Source organism: Enterobacter sp. SECR19-1250 (genome assembly GCF_013391025.1).
Classification (GTDB): domain Bacteria; phylum Pseudomonadota; class Gammaproteobacteria; order Enterobacterales; family Enterobacteriaceae; genus Enterobacter; species Enterobacter cloacae.
The window spans coordinates 1-22,725 of sequence record NZ_JACASJ010000006.1; the positions used below are offsets into that span (position 1 = coordinate 1).

Sequence of the window (22,725 nt, forward strand, 5' to 3'; positions counted from 1 at the left end):
TGAACAAAATGACGAAAGCAGGTATGCCTGAAAGCGTGCGTATTGCCTGAAAACACAACCCGCTACGGGGGAGACTTACCCGAAATCTGATTTATTCAACAAAGCCACGCAGGGGAAACAATCCGGCAAGAAAACGCTATACGTTATAGCCATCAGGATCCCGTAAGGCTATGCTTCATTCAGCACGATAATAATTACAGAGGCAATGTCATGGATAAAGAACTACTGGATGCGGGTTACCGGGCCTATACCGGGGAGAAAATTGACGTCTACTTCAATACCGGGATCTGCAAACACTCCGGTAACTGCGTTCGCGGCAGCGCAAAGCTGTTTAATCTGAAACGTAAACCGTGGATCATTCCTGATGAAGTGGACGTGGAAACCGTTGTACGCGTGATTGATACCTGCCCGAGCGGTGCGCTGCAGTATCGCCAAAAATAAGCGAGGAACCATGGATATTCTGGAAGGCCATAACAAGTTTTATGTGAACGATGCGAACGGCAATCAGGTTGCAGAGATTGTCTTCGTACCCACAGGTGAGCATCTGAGTATTATTGAGCACACCGATGTCGATCCGAGCCTGAAGGGGCAAGGGGTTGGTAAGCAGCTGGTGGCGAAGGTGGTGGAGAAAATGCGCGGTGAGAATCGCAAAATTATCCCGCTGTGCCCGTTTGCAAAGCATGAGTTTGATAACACGCGGGAATATGACGATATTCGGGCGTAAAACACACCGGCGATGGCCGGTGTTTTTTTATCTCACCTGCTCCAGCAGCAATCCCAGCGCGATCGCCACCATAATCCCCCCTGAGGCCATACTCACCGCACGTGCCGCCTGCGGACGGGTCGCCAGCACCGCTTTCGAACCATACCCCACCAGCAAATAGACCAGTGTGCAGGTAATAAGATGCATCACACCCAAGGCTGACATCTGCGTGGCAATCGACCAGCTTCCCTTTGGATCGGTAAACTGCGGAAGCAACGCCAGAAACAGTAAGAAGACTTTTGGGTTGAGCCCGCTGATACATAATCCCTTCACCGCCCACTGTTTCCAGTTTCCTGCATGCTGCACGGTGCTTTCCGGCGCAGCAGGATGGCGTAACAGCGTGATGCCGAGCCACAGCAGATAAACCGCCCCCGCAATTGTCAGCCCTGATAATGCCAGTGGATGTTGAGCAATCAACACACCCACGCCCGCCACTACGACCAGCGTGGCGAGCAGATGCCCGGACATCAGCCCCATCACCGCCGGCACTACGCGCCGCCCGTTGATCCCGGCGCTGATCGCATAGGCCCAGTCTGCACCCGGTGTCATGATGAGCAGGAAGGACACCACCCAAAAACCGGCCACAATACTCATTTCCATCGTCTGTGAAACTCCTGTACCTGAATTACCCGGAGAGAAAGAATATCGGTATCGGTACGAAATGAGTTTTCAATGTTATGCTCATAAAACGCTAAAATTGAGAAAATCTTCCATATGGATAGCATTGATCGAAAAATTCTTGCTGAACTGCAGGCTGATGGCCGTTTATCTCTTACGGAGCTGGCGGAGCGGGTGAACCTGAGCCTCTCTCCGTGTCACCGACGCGTACGTGCGCTGGAGCAGAGCGGAGCCATTACGGGGTATCGCGCCAATCTCGATCCCGCCAAAATGGGGTTTAATTTCCTGGCGATTGTGTTTGCCACCCTGAAAGAGGGTGATAAGAAAGCGGTCAGCGCGTTCGAAGAGGCGGTGGAAGAGATCCCGCAAATCGTGCTGGCCCAGCGATTATTTGGCGATCCCGACTACCTGATGCATGTTGTCACCCGCGATCTGTCGGCTTTTCAGAAACTGTATGACGAGAAACTTTCTGCCATGCCAGGCGTACAGCATCTTCGCTCTACGCTGGTGATGAAAACGGTCGTGCAGGACAGACCGTTTCCACTGTAAAAATCAGACGCGCCCGGCAGAAGGCCGGGCACGCGAGGGTTAGCCGACAAACATCACCGACACGCACAGCACGCCAACAATGAGCGTGAGCAGGCTGCCAATGGAGCGATACGGCTTCAGGGCGGGGATCAGGTAGGTCGACAGCGTCGGCATGATAAACAGGATCATGGCGATAAGCGGACCGCTGATGGCGTAAATCATCGAAATGGCGTTCGGGTTAATGCAGCAGACCGCAAAGGTGATCAGCGACACGCCCAGAATAGAAATCGCACGGTTAAAGGCGCGGCTCTTCTTCACGCCGACCTGATTCAGCGACGACTTTACGATTTCCGTCGCCCCTTCAATCACCCCAAAATAGGTGCCCAGGAACGATTTCGACATGGCAATAATCGCCACAATAATGCCGGAAATGCCGAGCCAGGCCGGAGAAGAGGGCATCATCGACAGCGCTGACAGGATCGTCACCCCTTGCTCTTTTGCGGTCACAATATAGGACGGCGGAATCGAGAGCAGGCAGCTGAACACAAAGAACAGCACGCTCAGGCAGATGATCAGATACGCCACCTTCATGATTTTCTTGCACTTGTCCATGGCTGCGTCACCGAACTTCTCGCGGCGATCGACGGCAAAGGTGGAGATAATCGGCGTATGGCTAAACGCGAACACCATCACCGGGATTGAGATCCACACCTGATGCAAAGTGTGGCGATCAAACGCCATCTGGCTGGTAAGCAGTGAGGGTTGCCAGCTGCCGGTCAGGTACAGGGAGACAAACAGGAAATAGGCGATCAGCGGAAACACCAGGAAGCCCATCACTTTGATCGTGATATGTCGCCCCATCAGGAAGATAAGATTCAATACCAGCACCACGCCAAAACTGACCAGCACGCGAGTGGCGGTATCCACCGTCATCCTTTTTGCCAGTTGCTCGGTTAATGAATTGGTGATGGCCACGGCGTAAATCTGCACCACCACGAAGAAGGCGACGAAATAGAGCGTGGTGATCAGATTCCCGATTTTCCTGCCGTAGTAGTGGGAGACCGCGCCGGTGATCCCTTCATTGCCTTTCGTTTTTGACGACAGGATAAATTGCGCCAGCGCTTTATGCGGCCAGTAGGTTAATGGGTAGGCCACAAGGGCGGTAATGAACAGGACAATAGCGCCTGCGGAGCCCAGCTGGATGGGCAAGAACAGCGTTCCTGCGCCCACGGCCGTGCCATAGAGAGCGAAACACCACAGAGTCTCATCTTTTGACCAAATTTTCGACATTAGAGCAACGTATCAACTAGCAAACCATTCAGAATGGAGTGCAATTTACCATAGTTATGCGTTGAGAGCGCAGTTGCTTCGACGGAGTTTGGCCGGACCAGTCGTCCGGCCAGGGGGGAGTTAGCCCGCCAGAGCGCGTCGCTGCTGACGGCGCTTCAGGAATTTCTCACGTAACGTGTCATACGCCCAGTTGTAGAACATGGTGTAGGGCAGGAAGAACAGGAAGAAACCTATTTCCAGCGTGAATGCCTGCACCAGCGTGACGCCAAGAACCGCAGCGACAATCGACACGCCAATCACGATAAACCCACATTCGAACCCCAGGGCATGCAGCGCGCGGACTTTTGCCGTGCGTTTTACGCGCTGGACAGGCCAGAAACGGTCGAAACCGAAGTTATAGATAATGTTCCAGAGCATGGCCGTAGTGGCGAGGATAATGGTCAACCCACCCATCTCCACCACGGAACGCTGCATCAGCCACGCTGCTGTTGGGGCGAGGATCGCCGTGGCAATCCCCTCAAAGCAGACCGCGTGGAAGATCCGCTCCGGCAGTTTACGTTGGAGTGCATCCAGATGTTGCATAGCTTTCGACCTCATTAATTCGCCGGTATGGGCGTTGATGGCGCCTATTTTTATCGCTAAAGGTGATATATTAAAGATGGTATCCATCGATAAAGTAGATAGGTTATGCGCTACTCACCTGAAGCCCTTACCGCGTTTGTTGAAACCGTGGCAGCGGGCTCTTTCTCTGCTGCCGCACGGCGGCTGCGTAAAAGCCAGTCAACAATCAGCACCTCGATTGCCAATCTTGAAGCTGACCTCGGCTTTGATCTGTTCGACCGTTCGGCGCGCCAGCCGGTGTTAACCGCTCAGGGAGAGCAGGTGCTGGGCTATGTCCAGGCGATCCTCGCCGCCAGCACGCGGCTGGACGAACTGGCGGTATCGTTGACCGCGCAAACGGAGGCGCGCCTGACGTTTGTCCTCTCTGATACGCTTAACCCGGACGTGCTGGAAGATCTGATGAACCAGTTTGACCAGCGTTTTCCCAATACGGAATTTGAGTGCCTGATTGGCGAGGAAGAGGACGTCATCGATCTGCTGCAAAAGGAGAGGGCGCAGGTTGGCCTGACGGAGGCGCGTGACGCTTACCCGACCGATATTGGCGTCACCCGGTTGCCGATGCAAACCCGGATGGCGATTTATGTCGCGACCACGCATCCTCTGGCCGGGCAACATGAAGTGCAGGCCGATGAGCTGCACGGCTGGCGGGAACTGCGGCTCAGCACCTACCTGGAGCGCGAGGCAACGCTCGCCCGGGGGCCGGTCTGGTCGGCACCGAATTACCTGTTACTGCTGAGTATGGCGGTGCAGGGATTTGGCTGGTGCGTGTTGCCGTGTGCGCTGGTGGAAGAATTTGCCGCCGCGAAATCGCTGGTGCAGTTGAATGTTCCTGGCTGGCCTCGCGCGATCGGTATCGATCTGCTGTGGAATAAACGATCCCCTCCCGGCGTCGCCGGAAGCTGGCTGCGGCAGTATCTGCAGGACGCACGCTGATCCTTGTGATTAAACTCACTATTTTTAAACAATTAAGATAAATGCCAGTAACAATCCTCTACTATCGTCATGTCCTTTAACGCAGAGGTGGTGATGAAAGATGTCGTTATAGTGGGTGCGTTGCGTACAGCTATCGGCTGTTTTCAGGGAGCGCTGGCGCGTCACTCGGCTGTTGAACTGGGTAGCGTGGTGGTGAAAGCGCTGGTGGAGCGCAGCGGGATCCCGGCACATGAAGTCGATGAGGTGATCCTCGGACAGGTCCTGACGGCCGGCGCCGGGCAAAACCCTGCCCGTCAGGCGGCGCTAAAAGGCGGCCTGCCCAACACCGTCTCGGCAATCACCATCAACGACGTCTGTGGCTCAGGGTTAAAGGCGCTGCATCTTGCCACGCAGGCCATCCAGTGTGGTGAAGCGGATGTAATCATTGCCGGTGGGCAGGAGAACATGAGCCGCGCGCCGCATGTCCTCACCGACAGCCGCACCGGCGCGCAGCTGGGTAACAGCCAGCTGCTCGACAGCCTGGTGCATGACGGGCTGTGGGACGCGTTTAATGATTATCATATGGGCGTGACGGCGGAAAACCTGGCGCGTGAGTACGGTATAAGCCGTGAGCTGCAGGATGCTTACGCGTTGAGCTCGCAGCAGAAAGCGCGTGCCGCGATTGATTCCGGGCGTTTTCGCGATGAAATTGTCCCGGTGTGCACCCAGCGCCAGAACGGTCAGACGATTGTCGTCGACACCGATGAGCAGCCGCGAACCGATGCCAGCGCAGAAGGGCTGGCCATGCTCAATCCTGCTTTTGAAACGCAAGGGTCGGTCACGGCGGGAAATGCCTCTTCGATTAACGACGGTGCGGCAGCGGTGATGATGATGAGCGAAAGCAAAGCGCAGGAACTGGATCTCCCCGTGCTGGCCCGGATTAAGGCGTTTGCCAGCGTGGGGGTTGATCCGGCGTTAATGGGGATCGCACCGGTGTATGCGACCCGCCGCTGCCTGGATCGTGCGGGCTGGCAGCTTTCCGATGTGGATCTGATTGAAGTCAACGAGGCCTTTGCCGCGCAGGCGATCTCAGTGGGCAAAATGCTGGAGTGGGATCCGCTGCGGGTGAATGTCAACGGCGGTGCGATTGCGCTCGGTCATCCCATCGGCGCTTCCGGCTGCCGCATTCTGGTATCGCTGGTTCACGAGATGAAAAAGCGTAACGCCCGTAAAGGCATTGCCACGCTCTGTATCGGCGGTGGGCAAGGAGTAGCGCTGGCTATCGAACGTTAATCCCTTCCTTCATAAAAAAACCTCCCGATGGGAGGTTTTTTTATGCGCGTTATTCCTGCCTGACGTGATCTCCCTCCATTAATTTCGCCTAAATCCCACTTGTTTGTTGACGTGTATCACGCCGATTTGTACCGAAAAAAATGAAACAAATAATTACGATCTTGCTCACTAAAATAGCATTTATTAAAAAATAAACTGACATTTCATAAAAATGAAACGTTATTTTAATTGAGGGTTTTTGTCATGTTTAACAAATCTCTGGTTGTAGCTTCTCTTATTGGTACTTCTTTCGCCGCGCAGGCGGTGACCGTCGATCTGCGTCATGAATACATCGACAACGGCGCAAATGCAGACCGTGTTTCAGTCTCGCATCGCTTTGCGAATGGCGTCGGTTTTTCTGTAGAAGCGAAATGGAAATCGGGTGGCGATAAGGCCGACCAGCCGTTTGCGGATGTGGTGGGTAACGGTCATGAAGATCAAATTAGCTGGCGCTGGAAAGCGACAGAGAATATTGCGCTGACTCCCGCGTTCACGCTTGAGAGTAACGACAGCCGTACCATTTATAAACCGAACCTGCACCTGCAATACAGTTTCGATAATGGCTTTTACGTGGCCGCGCGTTACCGTTATGAATATACCCGTTATCCGTCGAGCTCTAATAAAGACGATGACAAAGTTAACCGTGGTGATGCCTGGGTCGGCTGGGTCATGGGAGACTGGCGTACCGAACTGAATTATGTTTATGCAAAAAGTACGGAAGGGATGGTCCGTAATAATAATAAAGATTATTCCACCGAATATAACGCGAAGCTGGCGTATAAATGGGATAAAAACTGGGCGCCGTATGTTGAGGTGGGTAACGTGGGTGTGAAAGAGAGCGATGAACGTCAGACCCGCTTCCGTTTAGGCGTGGCGTATTCCTTCTGATATTTCCCTCCAGGCCCGGTGAGCGCGGCGTCACCGGGCAAAACGTTCAGAGCAAAAAAAGCCCTCCGTAAGGAGGGCAAGGCCAGTTACAGAAACACATTTTTAAATCATGCAGACAACATATCCGGTTGCGCGGGGAGTTTCGCAATATAGAGGGCAGGTTTACCGTCTTTATCGGAACTGAATAGCACCGCTTTCTCGTCCGGTGTAAAGGAGGGATGCGGATGGGTGACCTGGCGGCTATTTTCTACCGTCGCCCAGGAGGTGTCATGACGGGCGATGCGATAGTAGCGCTTTTTGGCCACGTCAAAGGCGTAGAGATAGGGATCGTTATCGATGGTGTAACCGTGGGTGTCTTTCACATCCACCGGTGTGCCGGAACCGTCGCCCACCAGTAACGTGCCGTCGAAATTACTCATCAAATGTGAACAGGATGGCATCTGCATTATCGTCTCATTCACGCCGGTTTGTGGATCGAAGCGGCAGATGGAACGACCCTGCTGGCCTTTCAGATACGAGACGTATACCAGCGCGGAGCCATCCGGGACCCAGAATTCGTGGGTACAGCTTTCACCTTGTGCATGCGTTTTGACTTTACGTATGTCGGTGCCATCTTCGTTGACCAGCCACATCCGGGCATCGACCAGATCGTGTGGTCCCTCGTGACAAAACGCCACCGTATGGTCATCAAACGGACGATAAATAGGATGCCCCAGCCACTTCTTCTCTTCATGAATGATTGAGCTCTCGCCGGTTTTCAGATCCACGCGCAGCAGCCGGCAGTGTGGCCCTTTATGAAAGAAGTCGTGGAAAATTTGCCAGTCGTTCAGCGGTGTCCAGTCGCGTTTCGCAATTTCAATGCCCACAAGGCTGGTGCAGTCACTGTTTGCCACCCAGGTGCCGTAACCGACCCAGTCATCCGGGACGCGGTACACTTCACGCTCTGCCCGTGTCTTAAGAGAGACCTCCATAAGCGTGCGATCGTTCTTCACATAGTAGAAGGCGCGATCGTCCGGGGAGAGAAATCCGCCAAAGGTGTTATCGCCTGCGCCCTCTGTCAGCTGTACGGCTTCGGCGTTCTGCAGATCCAGCAGGTAATAGTTCCAGTGACCATCGAACGCTCCGGAGAACAGCAGATGACTGCCGTCATTAAAGAAGCACTTCTGGTAAAAGTAGTTGCGATGACAGGTTACTTCAGGCGGGGTCAGACGCGTGACTTCCACGCCTGTATCCGGATCCCGGCCGATCTCGTAGTTCAGCTTGACCCGCATACCTTTAGCCATAATGCGCTCCTTTCGGCAATAAAAAATAAGATTAAAAAGTAGGTATTAAATTATCAAAACACTGTTTTATTTAGTGTGACTTATCGCGCAGTTTGTCAGTTTGAGGGAGATGAAGCGGCGAATCCTGACGCTTCCGTGATCGGAACACCATTTCTGGTATAAAGAATCACAAAAAATGAAACGATGTTTTAAATGTAATTGAAAACCCCATTATGGGCGTTTACACTGTGCTTATCCTTAAAACGGAACGTCGTTTCGTTAATTTTCTGCCTTCGGGCACGATCCATTCTGGAGGTTATCGTGGACGTCAGACAAAGCATCCACAGCGCGCACGCCAAAACCCTCGACACGCAGGGGCTGCGCAGTGAATTTTTAGTTGAGCAGGTGTTCGAAGCCGATCGCTACACCATGGTCTACAGCCACATTGACCGCATTATTGTGGGTGGAATTATGCCGGTGACCAAAACTGTCTCCGTGGGTGGGGAAGTGGGGAAGCAGCTCGGCGTGAGCTATTTCCTGGAACGGCGTGAACTGGGCGTGATTAACATTGGCGGGCCGGGCACCATTACGGTTGACGGCCAGTGCTACGAAATTGGTCACCGCGACGCGCTGTATGTCGGCAAGGGCGCGAAAGAGGTGGTCTTTGCCAGCGTCGATGGCAGCACGCCAGCGAAGTTTTACTACAACTGCGCCCCGGCTCACACCACCTGTCCTACCAAAAAAGTTACCCCGGCAGACGTAGCCCCGGTGACGCTGGGCGATAACCTCACCAGCAACCGTCGTACCATCAACAAATACTTCGTTCCGGATGTGCTGGAGACCTGCCAGCTCAGCATGGGGCTGACCGAGCTGGCGCCGGGCAACCTGTGGAATACCATGCCGTGCCATACCCACGAGCGCCGCATGGAGGTCTATTTCTACTTCAACATGGATGAGGATGCCTGCGTATTCCACATGATGGGTCAACCGCAGGAAACACGCCATATCGTGATGCATAACGAGCAGGCGGTTATCTCTCCGAGCTGGTCAATTCACTCCGGCGTGGGGACGAAGGCGTATACCTTCATCTGGGGAATGGTCGGTGAAAACCAGGTCTTTGATGACATGGACCACGTCGCGGTAAAAGATCTGCGCTAGTCGCGGGCAGTTAAGCATAAATCTGCCTGTTGCTGACAGGCATCGAAAGAGTAAGGAACAAACATGATTCTGGATGCATTCTCTCTGCAAGGTAAAGTGGCTGTGGTTTCCGGTTGTGACACCGGTCTGGGCCAGGGCATGGCGTTGGGGCTGGCAGAAGCGGGCTGCGATATCGTGGGCATCAACATCGTCGAGCCTACGGAAACCATCGAGCGCGTGACCGCGCTGGGCCGCCGTTTCCTGAGCCTGACCGCGGATCTGCGTAAAATCGACGCCATTCCTGACCTGCTGGATCGCGCCGTGGCGGAATTCGGTCATATCGATATTCTGGTCAATAATGCCGGGCTGATCCGCCGTGAAGACGCGATTAACTTCAGCGAGCGCGACTGGGACGACGTGATGAACCTGAATATCAAAAGCGTGTTCTTTATGTCTCAGGCGGCGGCGAAACACTTCATCGCTCAGGGGAACGGCGGCAAGATTATCAATATCGCTTCCATGCTCTCCTTCCAGGGGGGCATCCGGGTGCCGTCTTACACCGCGTCAAAAAGCGCAGTGATGGGGGTCACCCGTCTGCTGGCGAACGAATGGGCGAAGCACAATATCAACGTTAACGCCATTGCCCCGGGCTACATGGCGACCAACAACACCCAGCAGCTGCGTGCGGACGAGCAGCGTAGCGCGGAAATCCTTGACCGAATCCCGGCAGGGCGTTGGGGGCTGCCGGACGATCTGAAAGGGCCTGTGGTGTTCCTGGCATCGAAGGCGTCGGACTACATCAACGGTTATACCGTAGCGGTTGATGGCGGCTGGCTGGCGCGTTAATTCGCGCTGACGAAAGAGCCTCTGCCTGCGGGTGGAGGTTTTTTTTGCTCAAAAATTGTCATTATCCATATCGACAAAGATGAAAAATCCATACTAAAAAATCATAAATGACACGCATCACAGTTTTATTACTTAAATATTAATCAATTAGTAAAATATGGCGATATTTCACCGCGAGTTGAAATTGTAATGTCCATCACAGATCGCCATGCCATAGCGAAATAATCCATATCTTCGCGAATTCCGGCCTGACACTTTTCTTCGCTATCTCGTAATTTCACTTAACGAATTTCTCTGTTCAGGCAGGAAACTATGACATCTATAAATGACTCTACCCTCATGCCCGCGGCGCTGCGCGATACTCGCCGCATGAACCAGTTTGTCTCCATTGCGGCGGCAGTGGCTGGCTTGTTATTTGGACTGGATATCGGCGTCATTGCTGGCGCATTACCGTTTATTACCGATCACTTTACGCTGAGCAGTCGCCTGCAGGAGTGGGTGGTGAGCAGCATGATGCTTGGCGCGGCCATCGGCGCGCTGTTCAACGGCTGGCTCTCGTTCCGTCTCGGGCGCAAATATAGCCTGATGGTCGGGGCAATTCTGTTTGTGGCAGGTTCCATTGGCTCTGCGTTCGCCACCAACGTGGAAGTGCTGCTGCTCTCCCGCGTCCTGCTGGGCGTGGCGGTCGGGATTGCCTCCTACACTGCGCCGCTGTATCTCTCGGAGATGGCGAGCGAGAACGTGCGCGGCAAGATGATCAGTATGTACCAGTTGATGGTCACGCTCGGCATCGTACTGGCGTTTCTGTCAGATACTTACTTCAGCTACAGTGGTAACTGGCGCGCCATGCTGGGGGTGCTGGCGCTGCCCGCGCTGTTGCTGATTGTGCTGGTGATTTTCCTGCCGAACAGCCCGCGCTGGCTGGCGCAGAAAGGTCGTCACGTGGAAGCGGAAGAGGTGCTGCGCATGCTGCGTGATACCTCAGAGAAAGCGCGTGAAGAGCTGAACGAGATCCGCGAAAGCCTGAAGCTGAAGCAGGGCGGCTGGTCGCTGTTTAAAGCCAACCGCAACGTGCGTCGCGCGGTGTTCCTTGGCATGCTGCTGCAGGCGATGCAGCAGTTCACCGGGATGAACATCATCATGTATTACGCGCCGCGTATCTTCAAAATGGCCGGATTTACCACCACCGAACAGCAGATGATTGCAACGCTGGTGGTCGGGCTGACCTTTATGTTTGCCACGTTTATCGCGGTATTTACCGTGGATAAAGCCGGTCGTAAACCGGCGCTGAAGATTGGCTTTAGCGTAATGGCGCTCGGTACGCTGATCCTCGGTTACTGTCTGATGCAGTTTGATAATGGCACCGCTTCGAGCGGTCTCTCCTGGCTCTCTGTCGGGATGACCATGATGTGTATCGCCGGATATGCCATGAGTGCCGCACCGGTGGTGTGGATCCTGTGCTCTGAAATTCAGCCGCTGAAGTGCCGCGACTTTGGCATCACCTGCTCCACCACCACCAACTGGGTGTCGAACATGATCATCGGCGCAACCTTCCTGACGCTGCTGGATGCCATTGGTGCAGCAGGAACGTTCTGGCTCTACACGGTACTGAACGTGGTGTTTATCGGGGTGACCTTCTGGCTGATTCCTGAAACCAAAGGCGTGACGCTGGAGCATATTGAACGCAAGCTGATGAGCGGGGAGAAATTACGTAATATTGGCGTGTAATTTATTCCCTCGCCCTAACCCTCTCCCCAAAGGTTGAGGGATCCCCATAAAATAATGTCTGCACGGAGGACCCCCTCTCCCTTGAGGGAGAGGGTTGGGGTGAGGGGGAACATACGGCTGTAGAGGTAATTCCGTTCACTTTCTGTTCCTTGCTACTCTGTAACGGCATGACTTGTGAACGTGCCAGGGTGGCTCAATCGCCACCACCCTGGCGACCCGGGCTCCCGGCGGTAAATCGCCGCTTCGCGGTGCCCTCGGCTTATTCCTTCCGGCTGATCGGGGACGGGCGGATGTAACATCCCTGTAAAGCCGCCCTCTCGGCGCATCCATGCGCCTCGCCCCGGCCTGCAGGGAACGCCTCAGCGATTTACAGCCGGACCAGGGCGTCGCTGTAAGTCATTAATTTTCCTGAAGCAACATTCATCGCTTTCGGTAAAAAATTACTGGGGATCCATCAGCCCCAAAGGAGAGGGAATGGTTTGCTCCCTCTCCTTTTAAGGGAGAGGGCCGGAGTGAGGGTTAACGCATCGCCCGCTTCAGAATACGCTCAGCCTGACGCTGGAAATCTGCAGCGGTCTCTTCCACCGATTTCTGACCATAGTCGATATACTGCAGCGAGGTGCCGAACTGCGCCACAATCTGCGGATCGTCAAAGTAAGGGGACACGCTGAGTTTTGCAGGCAGCGACTGCGCCAGACGCAGGCCTGCAACCGACGGGTCGTTTTCTTTAATGGTACCGGCTTCAGTCAGGTACTGAACCGCCACTTTGCTCAGCGGTACGCCACGCTCCAGGCCCAGCGTCTCCACGCCCTCTTTACTGTTCAGCAGGAAGTTAATCAGCTTTGCCGCCGCTTCCGGGTTTTTGGTCGATTTACCGATCGACAGCATCTGTGCCGGTTTGAAGAACAGGCCCGCATCCGTGGCACCCGGCAGCATCGGGTAACTGCCCAGCACCAGTTTTGCCGGTGGCTTGAGGTTATCGGAGTATTTATTGATGGTGGAGTTCCACATATAGGTGCCGCCCCATTCCCCCTGGATCCACGGCTTCATCTCATACATGTTGCTCTTGCCAAACGACGCATAGTATTTGGTGTCCGGCATCACATGGCTATCAATCAGTTTTTTGTAGGTCTGGAAGAACTCCACCCATTGCGCCTTGCTGTAGGTGAATTTTTTGGTTTTCTCGTCCACGGCAGGGATGTTGTATTTCTGAACCATGTAAGAATTCAGCAGCGCCAGCGTGTCCTGGTGTTCCAGTATGACAGGGTAATACTGCTTGCCGAGCTTGCTTTCGAAGGTTTTACCGGCGGCCATCAGTTCGTCCCAGGTTTTTGGGTACTCGATGCCCGCTTTTTTCCACGTTTCGTCGTTAAAGTAGAAGACGCGCGCGGTCACGGAGATTGGGATCCCGTTCAGCTTGCCGTTGACCGTTGTGGACTGGAGCTCTTTGGCATCAAACTGGCTTAGATCTATCACGTCCTTCATTTTATTCAGATCGTAAAAGCCGTCGCCGGTTTTCGAGAAGATCGGCAGCCAGTTCCAGTTGGTTTGCATCACATCCGGCTCTGTGCCGCCTGCGATCTGGGTGGTCAGACGGGAAAGATGGCCGTCCCAGCCGGTGTATTCCGCCTTAACGTTAATGTCCGGGTTCTGTTTATGGAACTCTTCTAACGCTTTCAGCGTCACCTGGTGACGGCCATTACCGCCCCACCAGGACATACGTAAATCGGTAGTTTGCGCCATCGATGGCAAAGCAGTAAGGCCCAGGGTCGCGGAGATTGCTGCGCTTAAAAGCACATTTTTCATTTTTCTTGCTCCATCAGAGAGAGAGGTTCAGTTCAGTTTTTGCGTCAAAAATATGGCACTTATTCATGTCGAAGCGGAAATAGACTTTGCGGTTAAGCCCTTTAGCAATCATCGGCTTAGCCTCTTCCGAAGGGATTCTGGCGGTCAGTTCGTGGTCTGCTACCTTCAGGTACACAAAGAATTCGTGGCCCATGTTCTCCACGCGCACCATTTCGCCGCTGCACCCATCCGGGAAAGGCGAGTCTGAGATCGACACAAATTCCGGACGCACGCCGTAGAACACGTCCTGACCGGCGTAAGCAGCGACTTTTTCCTGCGTTTGCGCATTGAGCGGCATGGTTTCATTGCCGAGGGTGATGTGCAGTTGACCGGCTTTTTCCACCAGCTGGCTTTTACGAATGTTCATCTCCGGTGCACCGATGAATCCCGCGACGAACATGTTGTTGGGCTTGTGGTAGAGGTTATCCGGGGTATCGACCTGCATGATGTGGCCCAGCTTCATTACACAGATACGGTCGCCCATGGTCATCGCTTCGGTCTGGTCATGCGTGACGTAGACGGTGGTGGCCGGTTTACCGGACTGCTTCAGCTGCTTATGCAGATCAGAAATACGAATACGCATCGAGGCACGGAGCTTGGCATCAAGGTTTGACAGCGGTTCGTCAAAGAGAAACACGTCCGGCTTTTTCACAATCGCGCGGCCAACCGCGACTCGCTGGGCCTGTCCACCGGAAAGCTGACGCGGCAGGCGGTCAAGCAGCGACTCCAGTTCCAGGATTTTGGCCGCTTCGTTTACCTGCGACTCAATTTGCTCTTTCGGCAGTTTGCTTAGCTTCAGACCAAAGGCCAGATTTTCGCGCACCGTCATGTGCGGGTAGAGCGCGTAGTTCTGGAACACCATAGCAATGCCGCGCTCCTTCGGTGCGAGGTTGTTCACGATCTTATCGCCGATCCGCACTTCACCGCCGCTGATGGTTTCCAGCCCCGCCAGCATGCGAAGGGTGGTGGACTTGGCACAGCCGGATGGACCGACGATCACCATAAACTCCCCCTCGGCGATCTTCAGGTCGATAGCATGTACGGCTTTGAAGCCGTTGGAGTAAACCTTTTCCAGTTTATTGAAGACAACTTCAGCCATGATATTTCCCTCTTAACCTTTAATTCCGCTGCTGGAGACGCCCTGCACGAAGTAGCGTTGGGCCAGGAAGAACACAATGATGGATGGCAGAATGGAGATGCTCGCCATTGCCAGAATTTCGTTCCACGGCGCACCTTCGGTAACGTCGATGGACATTTTCAGCGCTAATGCAATCGGGTATTTATCCACGCTGTAGACGTAAATCAGCGGCCCGATAAAGTCATTCATTGACCACATGAACTGGAACAGGGCGACGGAGATAATGGCCGGTTTCAGGATCGGCACCACCACGTACCACAGCACCTGAAGGGAGTTACAGCCGTCGATTTGCGCCGCCTCTTCCATGTCACGCGGCACGCCGCGCAGGAACTGGATCAGCATAAAGACGAAGAACCCCTGCGTGGCGAAGGCCAGCGGCAGGTACAGCGGCATGTAGCTGTTCAACATGCCCATTTCACGGAACATCAGGTACTGCGGAATCAACAGCACGGTGCTGGGCAGCAGCATGGTAGTGATGAGCGTGGCGAACCAGAATTTTTTCCACGGGATCTCAAAGCGGGCAAAACCATACGCCACAATGGTGGAGGAGATAATGGTCAGGATCACTTTGGGGATCACATACTTAAAGGTGTTCAGCATGTAATGGCCGAAGGTGTACTCGGTCCCGGTCTTCCAGCCGTTGATAAACCCGTCCCAGGTGGCATGTGCTGGCCACAGGCTCAGGGTAGTGAAGATCTCGTGGTTCGGTTTGAACGACGCTGAGAACATCCACACCAGCGGGTAGAGCATCAGCAGGCCGACAAACAGCAGGATCGTATAGCGAACGGTGGCGTTGATTTTCTCTCTGCGCTGCGTACGGGCAACCTCGCGTTCGGCGACGCTTCTTGCCGCGGAAAGGTGTTGAATATCAGCCATTTTTGCCTCCTTTATCGGCGGAGTAGAACACCCAGTATTTCGACGACTTAAAGGCGATACCTGCAAAGACGGCCACCACCAGGAACAGGATCCACGCCAGCGCCGCGCCATAACCCATATCGAAATATTTGAACGCCGTGTCGTAGATGTAGAGCGAGAACAGATAGGTCGAGTAGGTTGGCCCGCCGCCGGTAATGACGTACGGCCCGGTAAATTCCTGGAATGCCTGAGTGGTTTGCATGATGAAGTTGAAGAAAATCACCGGCGTAATCAGCGGCACGGTCACTTTCATGAACATTTGCCATCTGGACGCGCCGTCGATCATTGCCGCTTCATACTGAGACTGCGGAACGTTTTGCAGCGCCGCCAGGAAGATGACCATCGCGGAGCCGAACTGCCAGACGCGCAGCAGGGTCACGGACATCAGCGCCAGAGAGGGCTCACCCAGCCAGTTCACCGGGTCGAAGCCAAATACGCCAATAAAGCTGTTCAGCAGACCATCTATCGCAAATAAGGCGCGCCACAACACAGCAATCGCCACGGAGCTGCCGAGGATCGACGGAATATAGTAAGCGGTACGGAAAAAGCCGATCCCGCGTAATTTGAAGTTGAGAACAAACGCAATCCCTAATGCAAACGCGAGCTTCAGCGGAATGGTCAAAAATACATACGCGAACGTGACACCCATTGATGTCCAGAAGAGCGTGTCTTCAGTAAACATATAGCGATAGTTTTCGATGCCGTTAAACACCGGTGGGCTCATCAAATCGTAATCCGTAAAACTGAGGAAAAACGATGATACGAAGGGGAAAGCCGTAAAGAGTATCAACCCAATAATGTAGGGTGATATCCATGCGAGCCCCAGCAGCTTGTTTTCATTCATACAGACCTACCTGGCAATCAGTGGGTGAAATGACGGTATGAGTTTCATGACATCCGAACCGTAGTTTTCGAATAATAAAACAGTGTTTTATTTTATATTATGGCTATTTTTTCCCGCGTCATTCGCTTAATGATGGAAATGTGATCAGCATCGAAACGCTGTTTCAATAAAGTGAGGAGGGTGGCATTTTGCCGCTATTTCTGGCGATCAAGGCAGGTCTTGCATGTAAGCAGAAAGAAAAGCGGATGATTAATAACAATAATACCGGTAAGGTACTAACTACCAACTTTGATAGCCAGTACACAGATAGATCAATATCGCGTTCAGATTATTCTTACTTTCTTGTATCATCGGACCACTTGAACTCACGAGGCAGAAATTACCTGCACTCTTAACAGAAGAACGTCTATGTCAGCGATGGATTTCAAAAAAAACACGGACCTCGATTTTCCTTCTTATGCCACCCCGGCTGTCAGCACTAAAGAAATCGACCTTTTGGGGCTGTTAGACATCCTGCTTGCCGCCAAAAAACGCATCATCGCAATTGCGTTCGCGTTTGCGCTGGCCGGACTGGCGATTGCCTTTTTACTGCCGCAGAAATGGACCAGTAAAGCGGTGATCACGCCTGCCGAACAGACGCAGTGGAACCCGCTGCGCCAGATGATGGTGGCACTCCAGGTTTTGGATGTGGACGTAAAAGTGTCCCGTGATGAAGTGTTTGGACTGTTTATCAAAAAGTTTCAGTCGCAGTCATTGCTTGAAGAGTATATGAAATCCTCCCCTTACGTTATGTCACAGCTTGAAGGGACAAACGTGGATCCGCTGGAGCTGCATCGTGCGGTGGTCAATATCTCTGAGAAGATGAAAGCGATTGATAACACTCAGGTAAAAGACGCGGATAAAGCGCCTTACGTCTCCTGGACGCTCAGCTTCACCGCCCCCACGGCGGGAGATGCGCAAACCGTTCTGGAAGGGTATATCAAGTATATTGCCGCGATTGTCGAGCAAGAGATCATGCTGAATATCCGTAACCAGCTCGCCCTGAAAACGAAGGTGGTAGAGCAGCAGCTGGATCTGGATCGGGTGCGTCTGACCAATATTCACAACACCAATCTGCAGCGTCTTAACTATTCGCTGGAAGTGGCTAACGCGGCGGGCATTAAGAAACCTGTCTACAGCAACGGACAGGCCGTAAAAGACGATCCGGATTACTCCGTTGCCCTCGGCGCTGACGGTATCGCGCAGAAATTGCAGATTGAGAAAAATCTTAAGGATGTGTCTGAGCTGAATGCAGACTTCCAGAACCGTGAATATTATCTGGCGCAGCTGAAAAAACTCTCCGTTGAAGACGTTAAACTGGAACCCTTCAAGTATCAGCTTTCACCTTCCATGCCGGTGAAAAAAGATGGCCCGGGGAAAGCGCTGATTGTCATGCTGGCGGGGATCCTGGGTGGGCTGTTCGCCTGCGGTAGCGTGCTGCTTCGTGAAGCGATGCTTAGCCGTAACCCGCTGCCAGAGCCGGTAGCGGAATAACTGACGCAGAGAAAAAGGGCGCTGAAATCAGCGCCCTTTTTTATTGCAAAAAATCTTCCCGTACGGGGGTAAAGGTATCCAGCAGGGTGCCGGGTTGAAGACATACGCAGCCGTGCATGACATGCGGCGCTTTGTAGAGCGTATCGCCGGCCCTGACAATATGCTTCTCTTCACCAATGGTGAATTCGAACTCACCGGACAGCACATAGGTTAGCTGTTCATGCGGATGGCTATGCATCGGGCCAATCGCGCCCTGGGCGAAATTCACTTCAACCGCCATCATCTTACCGCTATGGGCCAGGATCCGACGGGTTATGCCGTTACCCAGATCGTCAAGCGTGGTCTCGTTGTGGAAAATAAACATGCTTTCCCTCGTCATAAAATGAAATATTGTTTCATTTAATTTATATCACCTTCTTTTAAAAAGAAACGGCGCGACAAAGAACTGGAAACGCGATCACAAGTTTGCTTCACTGAGATAAACAGAGAAGGAGGGATAATGAAAACAATCGGCCTGCTGGGTGGCATGAGCTGGGAATCGACCATTCCCTACTATCGTTTAATTAATGAAGGGGTGAAGCAGCGCCTCGGGGGACTGCATTCTGCCAGTCTGCTGCTGCACAGCGTGGATTTCCATGAGATTGAAGCGTGCCAGTCGAGCGGTGAATGGGACAAAGCCGGAGAGATACTGGCGCAGGCGGCACTCGGGCTTCAGCGTGCCGGTGCCGAAGGGATTTTGCTCTGTACCAACACGATGCATAAAGTCGCTTCGCACATTGAAGCGCGTTGCCCGCTGCCGTTTTTGCATATTGCGGATGCGACCGGGCGCGCGATTGGCGCGGCGGGGATGCGTCGCGTGGCGCTGCTGGGAACGCGCTACACCATGGAGCAGGATTTTTACCGTGGCCGGTTGAGCAGTGAGTTTGGTATCGAAAGCCTGATCCCGGATGACGCCGACCGGGCGCGCATTAATCAGATTATTTTTGATGAGCTTTGCCTCGGCACCTTCAGTGAGTCTTCCCGGACGTATTACGTCAGCGTGATTGAACAACTTGCCCGGCAGGGGGCAGAAGGGGTGATCTTCGGCTGTACCGAGATCGGCCTGCTGGTACCGGCTGAGCGAAGCGCGATCCCGGTATTCGACACTGCCGCCATTCACGCTGCTGATGCGGTGGAGTTTATGCTGTCATAACGGATTTTGCCGGTCAGGTAAGCGAAGCGCCACCTCACGCGCATGCTCAATCAAATGCCCGGTAAAGGCGTCAACCAGTGCCGACGCCGGGCGATGCAGGGGGCGGATCAGGCTGACGGTAAACGGGACGGAGAGGCTAAACGGGCGAATCACAATCTCGCTCCCGGCATAGTCCAGTGCCGTAAGCGGGTTAACCACGGCTACGCCTACCCCGGCACGTACCATCGCGCATATTGAGGCCGCGCTGTGCGTTTCCACCACCATCCGGCGTTTTACCTGATGTTCGGCAAACAGCGTGTCCAGCAGTTGTCGATAGCTGTCGGTCTGCGACAGGCTAATGTAATTTTCCCCGTGGAAATCAGCGGGGGTCAGCATTGCTTTACTGGCAAGCCGGTGCCCGGCAGGAAGCACGCAAACCTCATCCAGCGTGAGCAGTTCCGTGCGCTCCGTACCTGCAGGGGTGGTGAGGGTTTCGGTTAACCCCAGGTCGTGACGCTGCGCTGAAAGCCACTCTTCCAGCAGCGGAGATTCCTGCGGCACGATAGTGAGACTGACCTCCGGATAGCGGGCCAGAAAAGGCTGCAGCAGCGTCGGTAAAAAGGATTGTGAAAAGACGGGCAGGCAGACAATCGACAGTTCGCCCTGACGAAACTCGCGCAGGCTTTCCGCCGCACTGACAATTCTGTCCAGCCCATACCACGAGCGCTGCACTTCCTCGAACAGACGCAGCCCTTGTACCGTTGGGTGCAGCCGGCCCCGGGTGCGTTCAAACAGTTTCAGTCCCAGCACTTTCTCGAACCGTGCCAGCTCGCGGCTTACCGTAGGCTGCGAGGTGTGCAGCATCTGCGCGGCTTCGGTGAGGTTGCCGGCGGTCATCACGGCGTGAAAAATCTCAATATGGCGTAGGTTGACGGCGGGCATAGGGCACCTGAAAGCGAAGGACTGTCCATATCATTTTTGCATAGACTCGCGATAAAACGATATTTTTTATTCTCTTTCTGCTGTGGCGTAATCATAAAAAAGATGACCACCCGGAGAAGACCATGCCACGCCCGCTTAACCAGACTGACACCGATTTAAATGCCGATAACCTGCTGCGCCTGCCTGCCGAGTTTGGCTGCCCGGTATGGGTCTACGATGCGCAAATCGTTCGCGAGAAGATTGCTGCGCTGCATCAGTTTGACGTGGTGCGTTTTGCCCAGAAGGCGTGCTCCAATATCCATATCCTGCGCCTGATGCGCGAGCAGGGCGTGAAGGTTGACTCCGTGTCGCTGGGTGAAATCGAGCGCGCGCTGGCGGCTGGCTTCGATCCTAAAACCGATCCTGACGCAATTGTCTTTACTGCGGATCTGATCGACGACGCGACGCTTGCCCGCGTGCATGAACTGCAGATCCCGGTTAATGCCGGGTCTGTGGATATGCTGGAACAGCTTGGACAGGTTTCTCCCGGCCACCGCGTCTGGCTACGTGTGAACCCCGGTTTTGGGCATGGTCACAGCCAGAAAACCAACACTGGCGGTGAAAACAGTAAACACGGCATCTGGTATGCCGATATGCCAGCCGCCCTGGAGGTATTACAGCGTTACAACCTGAAGCTGGTGGGCATTCATATGCACATTGGTTCGGGCGTGGATTACGGTCACCTGGAACAGGTGTGCGGCGCGATGGTGCGTCAGGTTATCGACTTTGGGCAGGATCTGGAGGCGATTTCCGCCGGTGGTGGCCTCTCGATTCCTTATCGTGAAGGGGAAGAGGCGATCGATACCGATCACTATTACGGCCTGTGGAGCGCCGCCCGCGACAAAGTTGCCGCGCATGTGGGGCATCCGGTGAAGCTCGAAATTGAACCGGGTCGTTTCCTGGTGGCGGAATCTGGCGTGCTGGTTGCTCAGGTGCGTAGCGTGAAAGAGATGGGATCGCGCCACTTCGTGCTGATTGATGCGGGCTTTAATGACCTGATGCGTCCGTCCATGTATGGCAGCTACCACCATATTTCAGCGCTCGCCGCCGATGGCCGCGATTTAACCGACGCCCCACGTATTGATACGGTTGTCGCAGGCCCGCTGTGTGAATCGGGCGATGTCTTTACCCAGCAGGAAGGGGGGAAAGTAGAAACCCGCGCGCTGCCGGAGGTGAAACCCGGGGATTATCTGGTGCTGCACGATACCGGCGCTTATGGGGCGTCGATGTCTTCTAACTACAATAGCCGCCCGCTGCTGCCGGAAGTGCTGTTTGATAACGGCAAGGCGCGGCTGATCCGTCGCCGCCAGACCATTCAGGAGCTGCTGGCGCTGGAACTCGTCTGAGTAAAATATGGCCCCGTGGTTACCGAGTCGCGTAGTACCAGCGTACCGGTAAACGGCGGGATCGCTTCTACCGGCTGGTTTTTTGCCAGCCGGATCGCCTGGTCGATGGCCGTGACAATCATATTATCTATCGGTAGATAAACCGATGAGAGCGCAGGCTCCAGCCATTTTGCGCTGGGCGCATCGTCAAAGCCAAACAGTGAAATATCCTGCGGGATCTTCAGCCCTGCCTGGTGCAAGGCTTTGGAGGCTCCCAGCGCCATATCATCGTTACAGGCAAACAGGGCGCTAAACGGCACACCGTCAGCAATCAACTCCCTGCACAGTTCATACCCCCGCGTCATGCCCGCATCGCCGTACTTAATCCGCCGCTCATCCAGACGAATGCCGTGCTTTTCCAGCGCCTTACGGTAGCCCATCAGGCGGGCTTTACCGGTAGGGGTGTGGATAGGGACGGTAATAAAGGCGATCTCCCGGTGGCCCTGGTTTATCAGGTAATCCACGGCCTTAAAGGCGGCATCCTGCTGTTCGAAGAAGACGCAGCGATCGGGAGCCTGGCTGACTTCCCGGTTGATGACCACCAGCGGGGTTTGCACGGAGTGGATCAACTTCATGATCGCTTTTTCGCTCATGTACCGCGTGTAGAGCACAATGGCGTCACACTTGCGATCGGCCAGCATCTGTACCGCCTGTTCTTCCTGTTCCGGCGCGTCATGACCATCGGTGACGATCAGCTGCTTCCCGTGCGTTTCGGTCTGCCGGGAGGCCTGCTGAAGGAGGCGGCCAAAGTAAAAGCCATCGAAGGTTGAGACCACCAGACCAATGCTGTTGCTGGTCTGGTTAGCCAGCGAACGCGCGAGAAAATTCGGGCGATACCCCAGCTCTTCCATTGCCGCGAACACCTGCTGACGCGTGCTCTCTTTGACCTGACCTGTGCCGTTCAGCACGCGCGATACCGTGGCTTTTGATACACCTGCGCGCAGTGAGACATCCAGCATTGTTGCCATTAGACATTCCTGATTCCACG

Annotated in this window: 23 protein-coding genes; 12 read left to right on the forward strand and 11 right to left on the reverse strand. The window is 54.2% G+C overall.

The features are described from left to right. The first annotated feature begins 210 nt into the window (after positions 1 to 210). Complete coding sequence (yjdI, locus tag HX884_RS02720) at positions 211 to 441, forward strand: 4Fe-4S mono-cluster protein YjdI (RefSeq protein WP_013098586.1); 231 nt, start codon at positions 211 to 213, stop codon at positions 439 to 441. 10 nt (positions 442 to 451) lie between these two features. Beyond that, positions 452 to 724, forward strand: a complete 273-nt coding sequence (locus tag HX884_RS02725; RefSeq protein ID WP_013098585.1) for a GNAT family N-acetyltransferase — start codon at positions 452 to 454, stop codon at positions 722 to 724. Between the two features lie 27 nt (positions 725 to 751). On the opposite strand, the gene HX884_RS02730 is transcribed toward HX884_RS02725, so the two are convergent. Beyond that, entirely contained in the window at positions 752 to 1,363 is a 612-nt protein-coding gene (locus HX884_RS02730; protein ID WP_020687110.1) for a LysE family translocator, read from the reverse strand. A 114-nt stretch (positions 1,364 to 1,477) separates the two neighbouring features. On the opposite strand from HX884_RS02730, the gene HX884_RS02735 reads away from it, so the two are divergent. Beyond that, positions 1,478 to 1,930, forward strand: a complete 453-nt coding sequence (locus HX884_RS02735) for an Lrp/AsnC family transcriptional regulator (RefSeq protein WP_013098583.1) — start codon at positions 1,478 to 1,480, stop codon at positions 1,928 to 1,930. A 39-nt stretch (positions 1,931 to 1,969) separates the two neighbouring features. Here HX884_RS02735 and HX884_RS02740 read toward each other — a convergent pair whose 3' ends face one another. Together HX884_RS02740 and HX884_RS02745 are read right to left on the reverse strand one after the other, a co-directional pair. Further along, entirely contained in the window at positions 1,970 to 3,199 is a 1,230-nt protein-coding gene (locus tag HX884_RS02740) for an amino acid permease (RefSeq protein ID WP_178327616.1), read from the reverse strand. Between the two features lie 120 nt (positions 3,200 to 3,319). Then, the gene (locus HX884_RS02745; RefSeq protein WP_061772264.1) at positions 3,320 to 3,781 is read right to left on the reverse strand and encodes a multidrug/biocide efflux PACE transporter; all 462 of its coding nucleotides are present in this window, start codon (positions 3,779 to 3,781) and stop codon (positions 3,320 to 3,322) included. Positions 3,782 to 3,886: 105 nt separating this feature from the next. Here HX884_RS02745 and HX884_RS02750 point away from each other — a divergent pair, with 105 nt between their 5' ends. From HX884_RS02750 to HX884_RS02760, 3 genes are all read left to right on the forward strand, one after another. Beyond that, positions 3,887 to 4,753 (forward strand): LysR family transcriptional regulator, encoded by an 867-nt coding sequence (locus HX884_RS02750; protein ID WP_178327617.1) that lies wholly within the window; start codon positions 3,887 to 3,889, stop codon positions 4,751 to 4,753. 93 nt (positions 4,754 to 4,846) lie between these two features. Further along, a complete protein-coding gene (locus tag HX884_RS02755) occupies positions 4,847 to 6,025 on the forward strand; it encodes an acetyl-CoA C-acetyltransferase (protein WP_178327618.1) in 1,179 nt (392 codons plus the stop codon). Between the two features lie 243 nt (positions 6,026 to 6,268). Continuing rightward, positions 6,269 to 6,952 (forward strand): porin, encoded by a 684-nt coding sequence (locus HX884_RS02760; protein WP_020687115.1) that lies wholly within the window; start codon positions 6,269 to 6,271, stop codon positions 6,950 to 6,952. 107 nt (positions 6,953 to 7,059) lie between these two features. Here HX884_RS02760 and HX884_RS02765 read toward each other — a convergent pair whose 3' ends face one another. After that, entirely contained in the window at positions 7,060 to 8,235 is a 1,176-nt protein-coding gene (locus HX884_RS02765; RefSeq protein ID WP_178327619.1) for an oligogalacturonate lyase family protein, read from the reverse strand. Between the two features lie 300 nt (positions 8,236 to 8,535). On the opposite strand from HX884_RS02765, the gene kduI reads away from it, so the two are divergent. The 3 genes from kduI to HX884_RS02780 all read left to right on the forward strand — a co-directional run bounded on the left by kduI (position 8,536) and on the right by HX884_RS02780 (position 11,925). Then, positions 8,536 to 9,372, forward strand: a complete 837-nt coding sequence (gene kduI / locus HX884_RS02770) for a 5-dehydro-4-deoxy-D-glucuronate isomerase (RefSeq protein ID WP_013098576.1) — start codon at positions 8,536 to 8,538, stop codon at positions 9,370 to 9,372. A gap of 63 nt (positions 9,373 to 9,435) precedes the next feature. Further along, complete coding sequence (kduD, locus tag HX884_RS02775) at positions 9,436 to 10,197, forward strand: 2-dehydro-3-deoxy-D-gluconate 5-dehydrogenase KduD (protein ID WP_013098575.1); 762 nt, start codon at positions 9,436 to 9,438, stop codon at positions 10,195 to 10,197. Positions 10,198 to 10,491: 294 nt separating this feature from the next. Further along, positions 10,492 to 11,925 (forward strand): sugar porter family MFS transporter, encoded by a 1,434-nt coding sequence (locus HX884_RS02780; RefSeq protein ID WP_286012102.1) that lies wholly within the window; start codon positions 10,492 to 10,494, stop codon positions 11,923 to 11,925. 519 nt (positions 11,926 to 12,444) lie between these two features. Here the strand turns inward: HX884_RS02780 and HX884_RS02785 are convergent. Genes HX884_RS02785 through HX884_RS02800 form a run of 4 tightly spaced genes read right to left on the reverse strand, consistent with a single transcriptional unit; the run spans position 12,445 to position 16,667 of the window. Beyond that, complete coding sequence (locus HX884_RS02785) at positions 12,445 to 13,731, reverse strand: ABC transporter substrate-binding protein (protein ID WP_094916401.1); 1,287 nt, start codon at positions 13,729 to 13,731, stop codon at positions 12,445 to 12,447. Between the two features lie 13 nt (positions 13,732 to 13,744). Further along, a complete protein-coding gene (locus tag HX884_RS02790) occupies positions 13,745 to 14,869 on the reverse strand; it encodes an ABC transporter ATP-binding protein (RefSeq protein ID WP_023620437.1) in 1,125 nt (374 codons plus the stop codon). A 12-nt stretch (positions 14,870 to 14,881) separates the two neighbouring features. Then, positions 14,882 to 15,784: a carbohydrate ABC transporter permease gene (locus HX884_RS02795; protein ID WP_023620436.1), complete on the reverse strand. Its 903-nt coding sequence runs from the start codon at positions 15,782 to 15,784 to the stop codon at positions 14,882 to 14,884. After that, positions 15,777 to 16,667 carry a carbohydrate ABC transporter permease gene (locus tag HX884_RS02800; RefSeq protein WP_013098570.1) on the reverse strand — a complete coding sequence of 297 codons (891 nt, stop codon included), beginning with the start codon at positions 16,665 to 16,667 and terminating at the stop codon, positions 15,777 to 15,779. Before HX884_RS02800 ends, HX884_RS02795 begins: the two co-directional genes overlap by 8 nt. 408 nt (positions 16,668 to 17,075) lie before the next feature. Here HX884_RS02800 and wzz(fepE) point away from each other — a divergent pair, with 408 nt between their 5' ends. Beyond that, on the forward strand, positions 17,076 to 18,200 hold the full coding sequence (wzz(fepE), locus tag HX884_RS02805; RefSeq protein WP_013098569.1) for an LPS O-antigen length regulator Wzz(fepE): 1,125 nt from the start codon (positions 17,076 to 17,078) through the stop codon (positions 18,198 to 18,200). A gap of 40 nt (positions 18,201 to 18,240) precedes the next feature. Here wzz(fepE) and HX884_RS02810 read toward each other — a convergent pair whose 3' ends face one another. Beyond that, on the reverse strand, positions 18,241 to 18,564 hold the full coding sequence (locus HX884_RS02810; RefSeq protein ID WP_178327620.1) for a cupin domain-containing protein: 324 nt from the start codon (positions 18,562 to 18,564) through the stop codon (positions 18,241 to 18,243). 135 nt (positions 18,565 to 18,699) lie between these two features. On the opposite strand from HX884_RS02810, the gene HX884_RS02815 reads away from it, so the two are divergent. After that, the gene (locus HX884_RS02815; protein WP_038983872.1) at positions 18,700 to 19,392 is read left to right on the forward strand and encodes an aspartate/glutamate racemase; all 693 of its coding nucleotides are present in this window, start codon (positions 18,700 to 18,702) and stop codon (positions 19,390 to 19,392) included. Here HX884_RS02815 and HX884_RS02820 read toward each other — a convergent pair. Next, positions 19,387 to 20,313, reverse strand: a complete 927-nt coding sequence (locus HX884_RS02820) for a LysR family transcriptional regulator (RefSeq protein ID WP_020689348.1) — start codon at positions 20,311 to 20,313, stop codon at positions 19,387 to 19,389. The two genes, HX884_RS02815 and HX884_RS02820, sit on opposite strands and share 6 nt — an antisense overlap. 122 nt (positions 20,314 to 20,435) lie before the next feature. On the opposite strand from HX884_RS02820, the gene lysA reads away from it, so the two are divergent. Then, positions 20,436 to 21,698 (forward strand): diaminopimelate decarboxylase, encoded by a 1,263-nt coding sequence (lysA, locus tag HX884_RS02825; RefSeq protein WP_040021662.1) that lies wholly within the window; start codon positions 20,436 to 20,438, stop codon positions 21,696 to 21,698. On the opposite strand, the gene HX884_RS02830 is transcribed toward lysA, so the two are convergent. Then, on the reverse strand, positions 21,668 to 22,705 hold the full coding sequence (locus HX884_RS02830; protein WP_178327621.1) for a LacI family DNA-binding transcriptional regulator: 1,038 nt from the start codon (positions 22,703 to 22,705) through the stop codon (positions 21,668 to 21,670). The genes lysA and HX884_RS02830 overlap by 31 nt on opposite strands. Positions 22,706 to 22,725: the final 20 nt, after the last annotated feature.

Bases quoted from the DNA above. Each gene is read 5' to 3' on its own strand.
- HX884_RS02725 (WP_013098585.1), top strand. From the start codon at position 452: ATGGATATTCTGGAAGGCCATAACAAGTTTTATGTGAACGATGCGAAC.
- HX884_RS02755 (WP_178327618.1), top strand. From the start codon at position 4,847: ATGAAAGATGTCGTTATAGTGGGTGCGTTGCGTACAGCTATCGGCTGT.
- lysA (WP_040021662.1), top strand. From the start codon at position 20,436: ATGCCACGCCCGCTTAACCAGACTGACACCGATTTAAATGCCGATAAC.
- HX884_RS02760 (WP_020687115.1), top strand. From the start codon at position 6,269: ATGTTTAACAAATCTCTGGTTGTAGCTTCTCTTATTGGTACTTCTTTC.
- yjdI (WP_013098586.1), top strand. From the start codon at position 211: ATGGATAAAGAACTACTGGATGCGGGTTACCGGGCCTATACCGGGGAG.
- HX884_RS02740 (WP_178327616.1), bottom strand. From the start codon at position 3,199: ATGTCGAAAATTTGGTCAAAAGATGAGACTCTGTGGTGTTTCGCTCTC.
- HX884_RS02820 (WP_020689348.1), bottom strand. From the start codon at position 20,313: ATGCCCGCCGTCAACCTACGCCATATTGAGATTTTTCACGCCGTGATG.
- HX884_RS02745 (WP_061772264.1), bottom strand. From the start codon at position 3,781: ATGCAACATCTGGATGCACTCCAACGTAAACTGCCGGAGCGGATCTTC.
- HX884_RS02795 (WP_023620436.1), bottom strand. From the start codon at position 15,784: ATGGCTGATATTCAACACCTTTCCGCGGCAAGAAGCGTCGCCGAACGC.
- HX884_RS02790 (WP_023620437.1), bottom strand. From the start codon at position 14,869: ATGGCTGAAGTTGTCTTCAATAAACTGGAAAAGGTTTACTCCAACGGC.
- HX884_RS02750 (WP_178327617.1), top strand. From the start codon at position 3,887: ATGCGCTACTCACCTGAAGCCCTTACCGCGTTTGTTGAAACCGTGGCA.
- HX884_RS02800 (WP_013098570.1), bottom strand. From the start codon at position 16,667: ATGAATGAAAACAAGCTGCTGGGGCTCGCATGGATATCACCCTACATT.
- HX884_RS02785 (WP_094916401.1), bottom strand. From the start codon at position 13,731: ATGAAAAATGTGCTTTTAAGCGCAGCAATCTCCGCGACCCTGGGCCTT.
- HX884_RS02815 (WP_038983872.1), top strand. From the start codon at position 18,700: ATGAAAACAATCGGCCTGCTGGGTGGCATGAGCTGGGAATCGACCATT.
- HX884_RS02765 (WP_178327619.1), bottom strand. From the start codon at position 8,235: ATGGCTAAAGGTATGCGGGTCAAGCTGAACTACGAGATCGGCCGGGAT.
- HX884_RS02735 (WP_013098583.1), top strand. From the start codon at position 1,478: ATGGATAGCATTGATCGAAAAATTCTTGCTGAACTGCAGGCTGATGGC.
- kduD (WP_013098575.1), top strand. From the start codon at position 9,436: ATGATTCTGGATGCATTCTCTCTGCAAGGTAAAGTGGCTGTGGTTTCC.
- HX884_RS02810 (WP_178327620.1), bottom strand. From the start codon at position 18,564: ATGTTTATTTTCCACAACGAGACCACGCTTGACGATCTGGGTAACGGC.
- HX884_RS02830 (WP_178327621.1), bottom strand. From the start codon at position 22,705: ATGGCAACAATGCTGGATGTCTCACTGCGCGCAGGTGTATCAAAAGCC.
- HX884_RS02730 (WP_020687110.1), bottom strand. From the start codon at position 1,363: ATGGAAATGAGTATTGTGGCCGGTTTTTGGGTGGTGTCCTTCCTGCTC.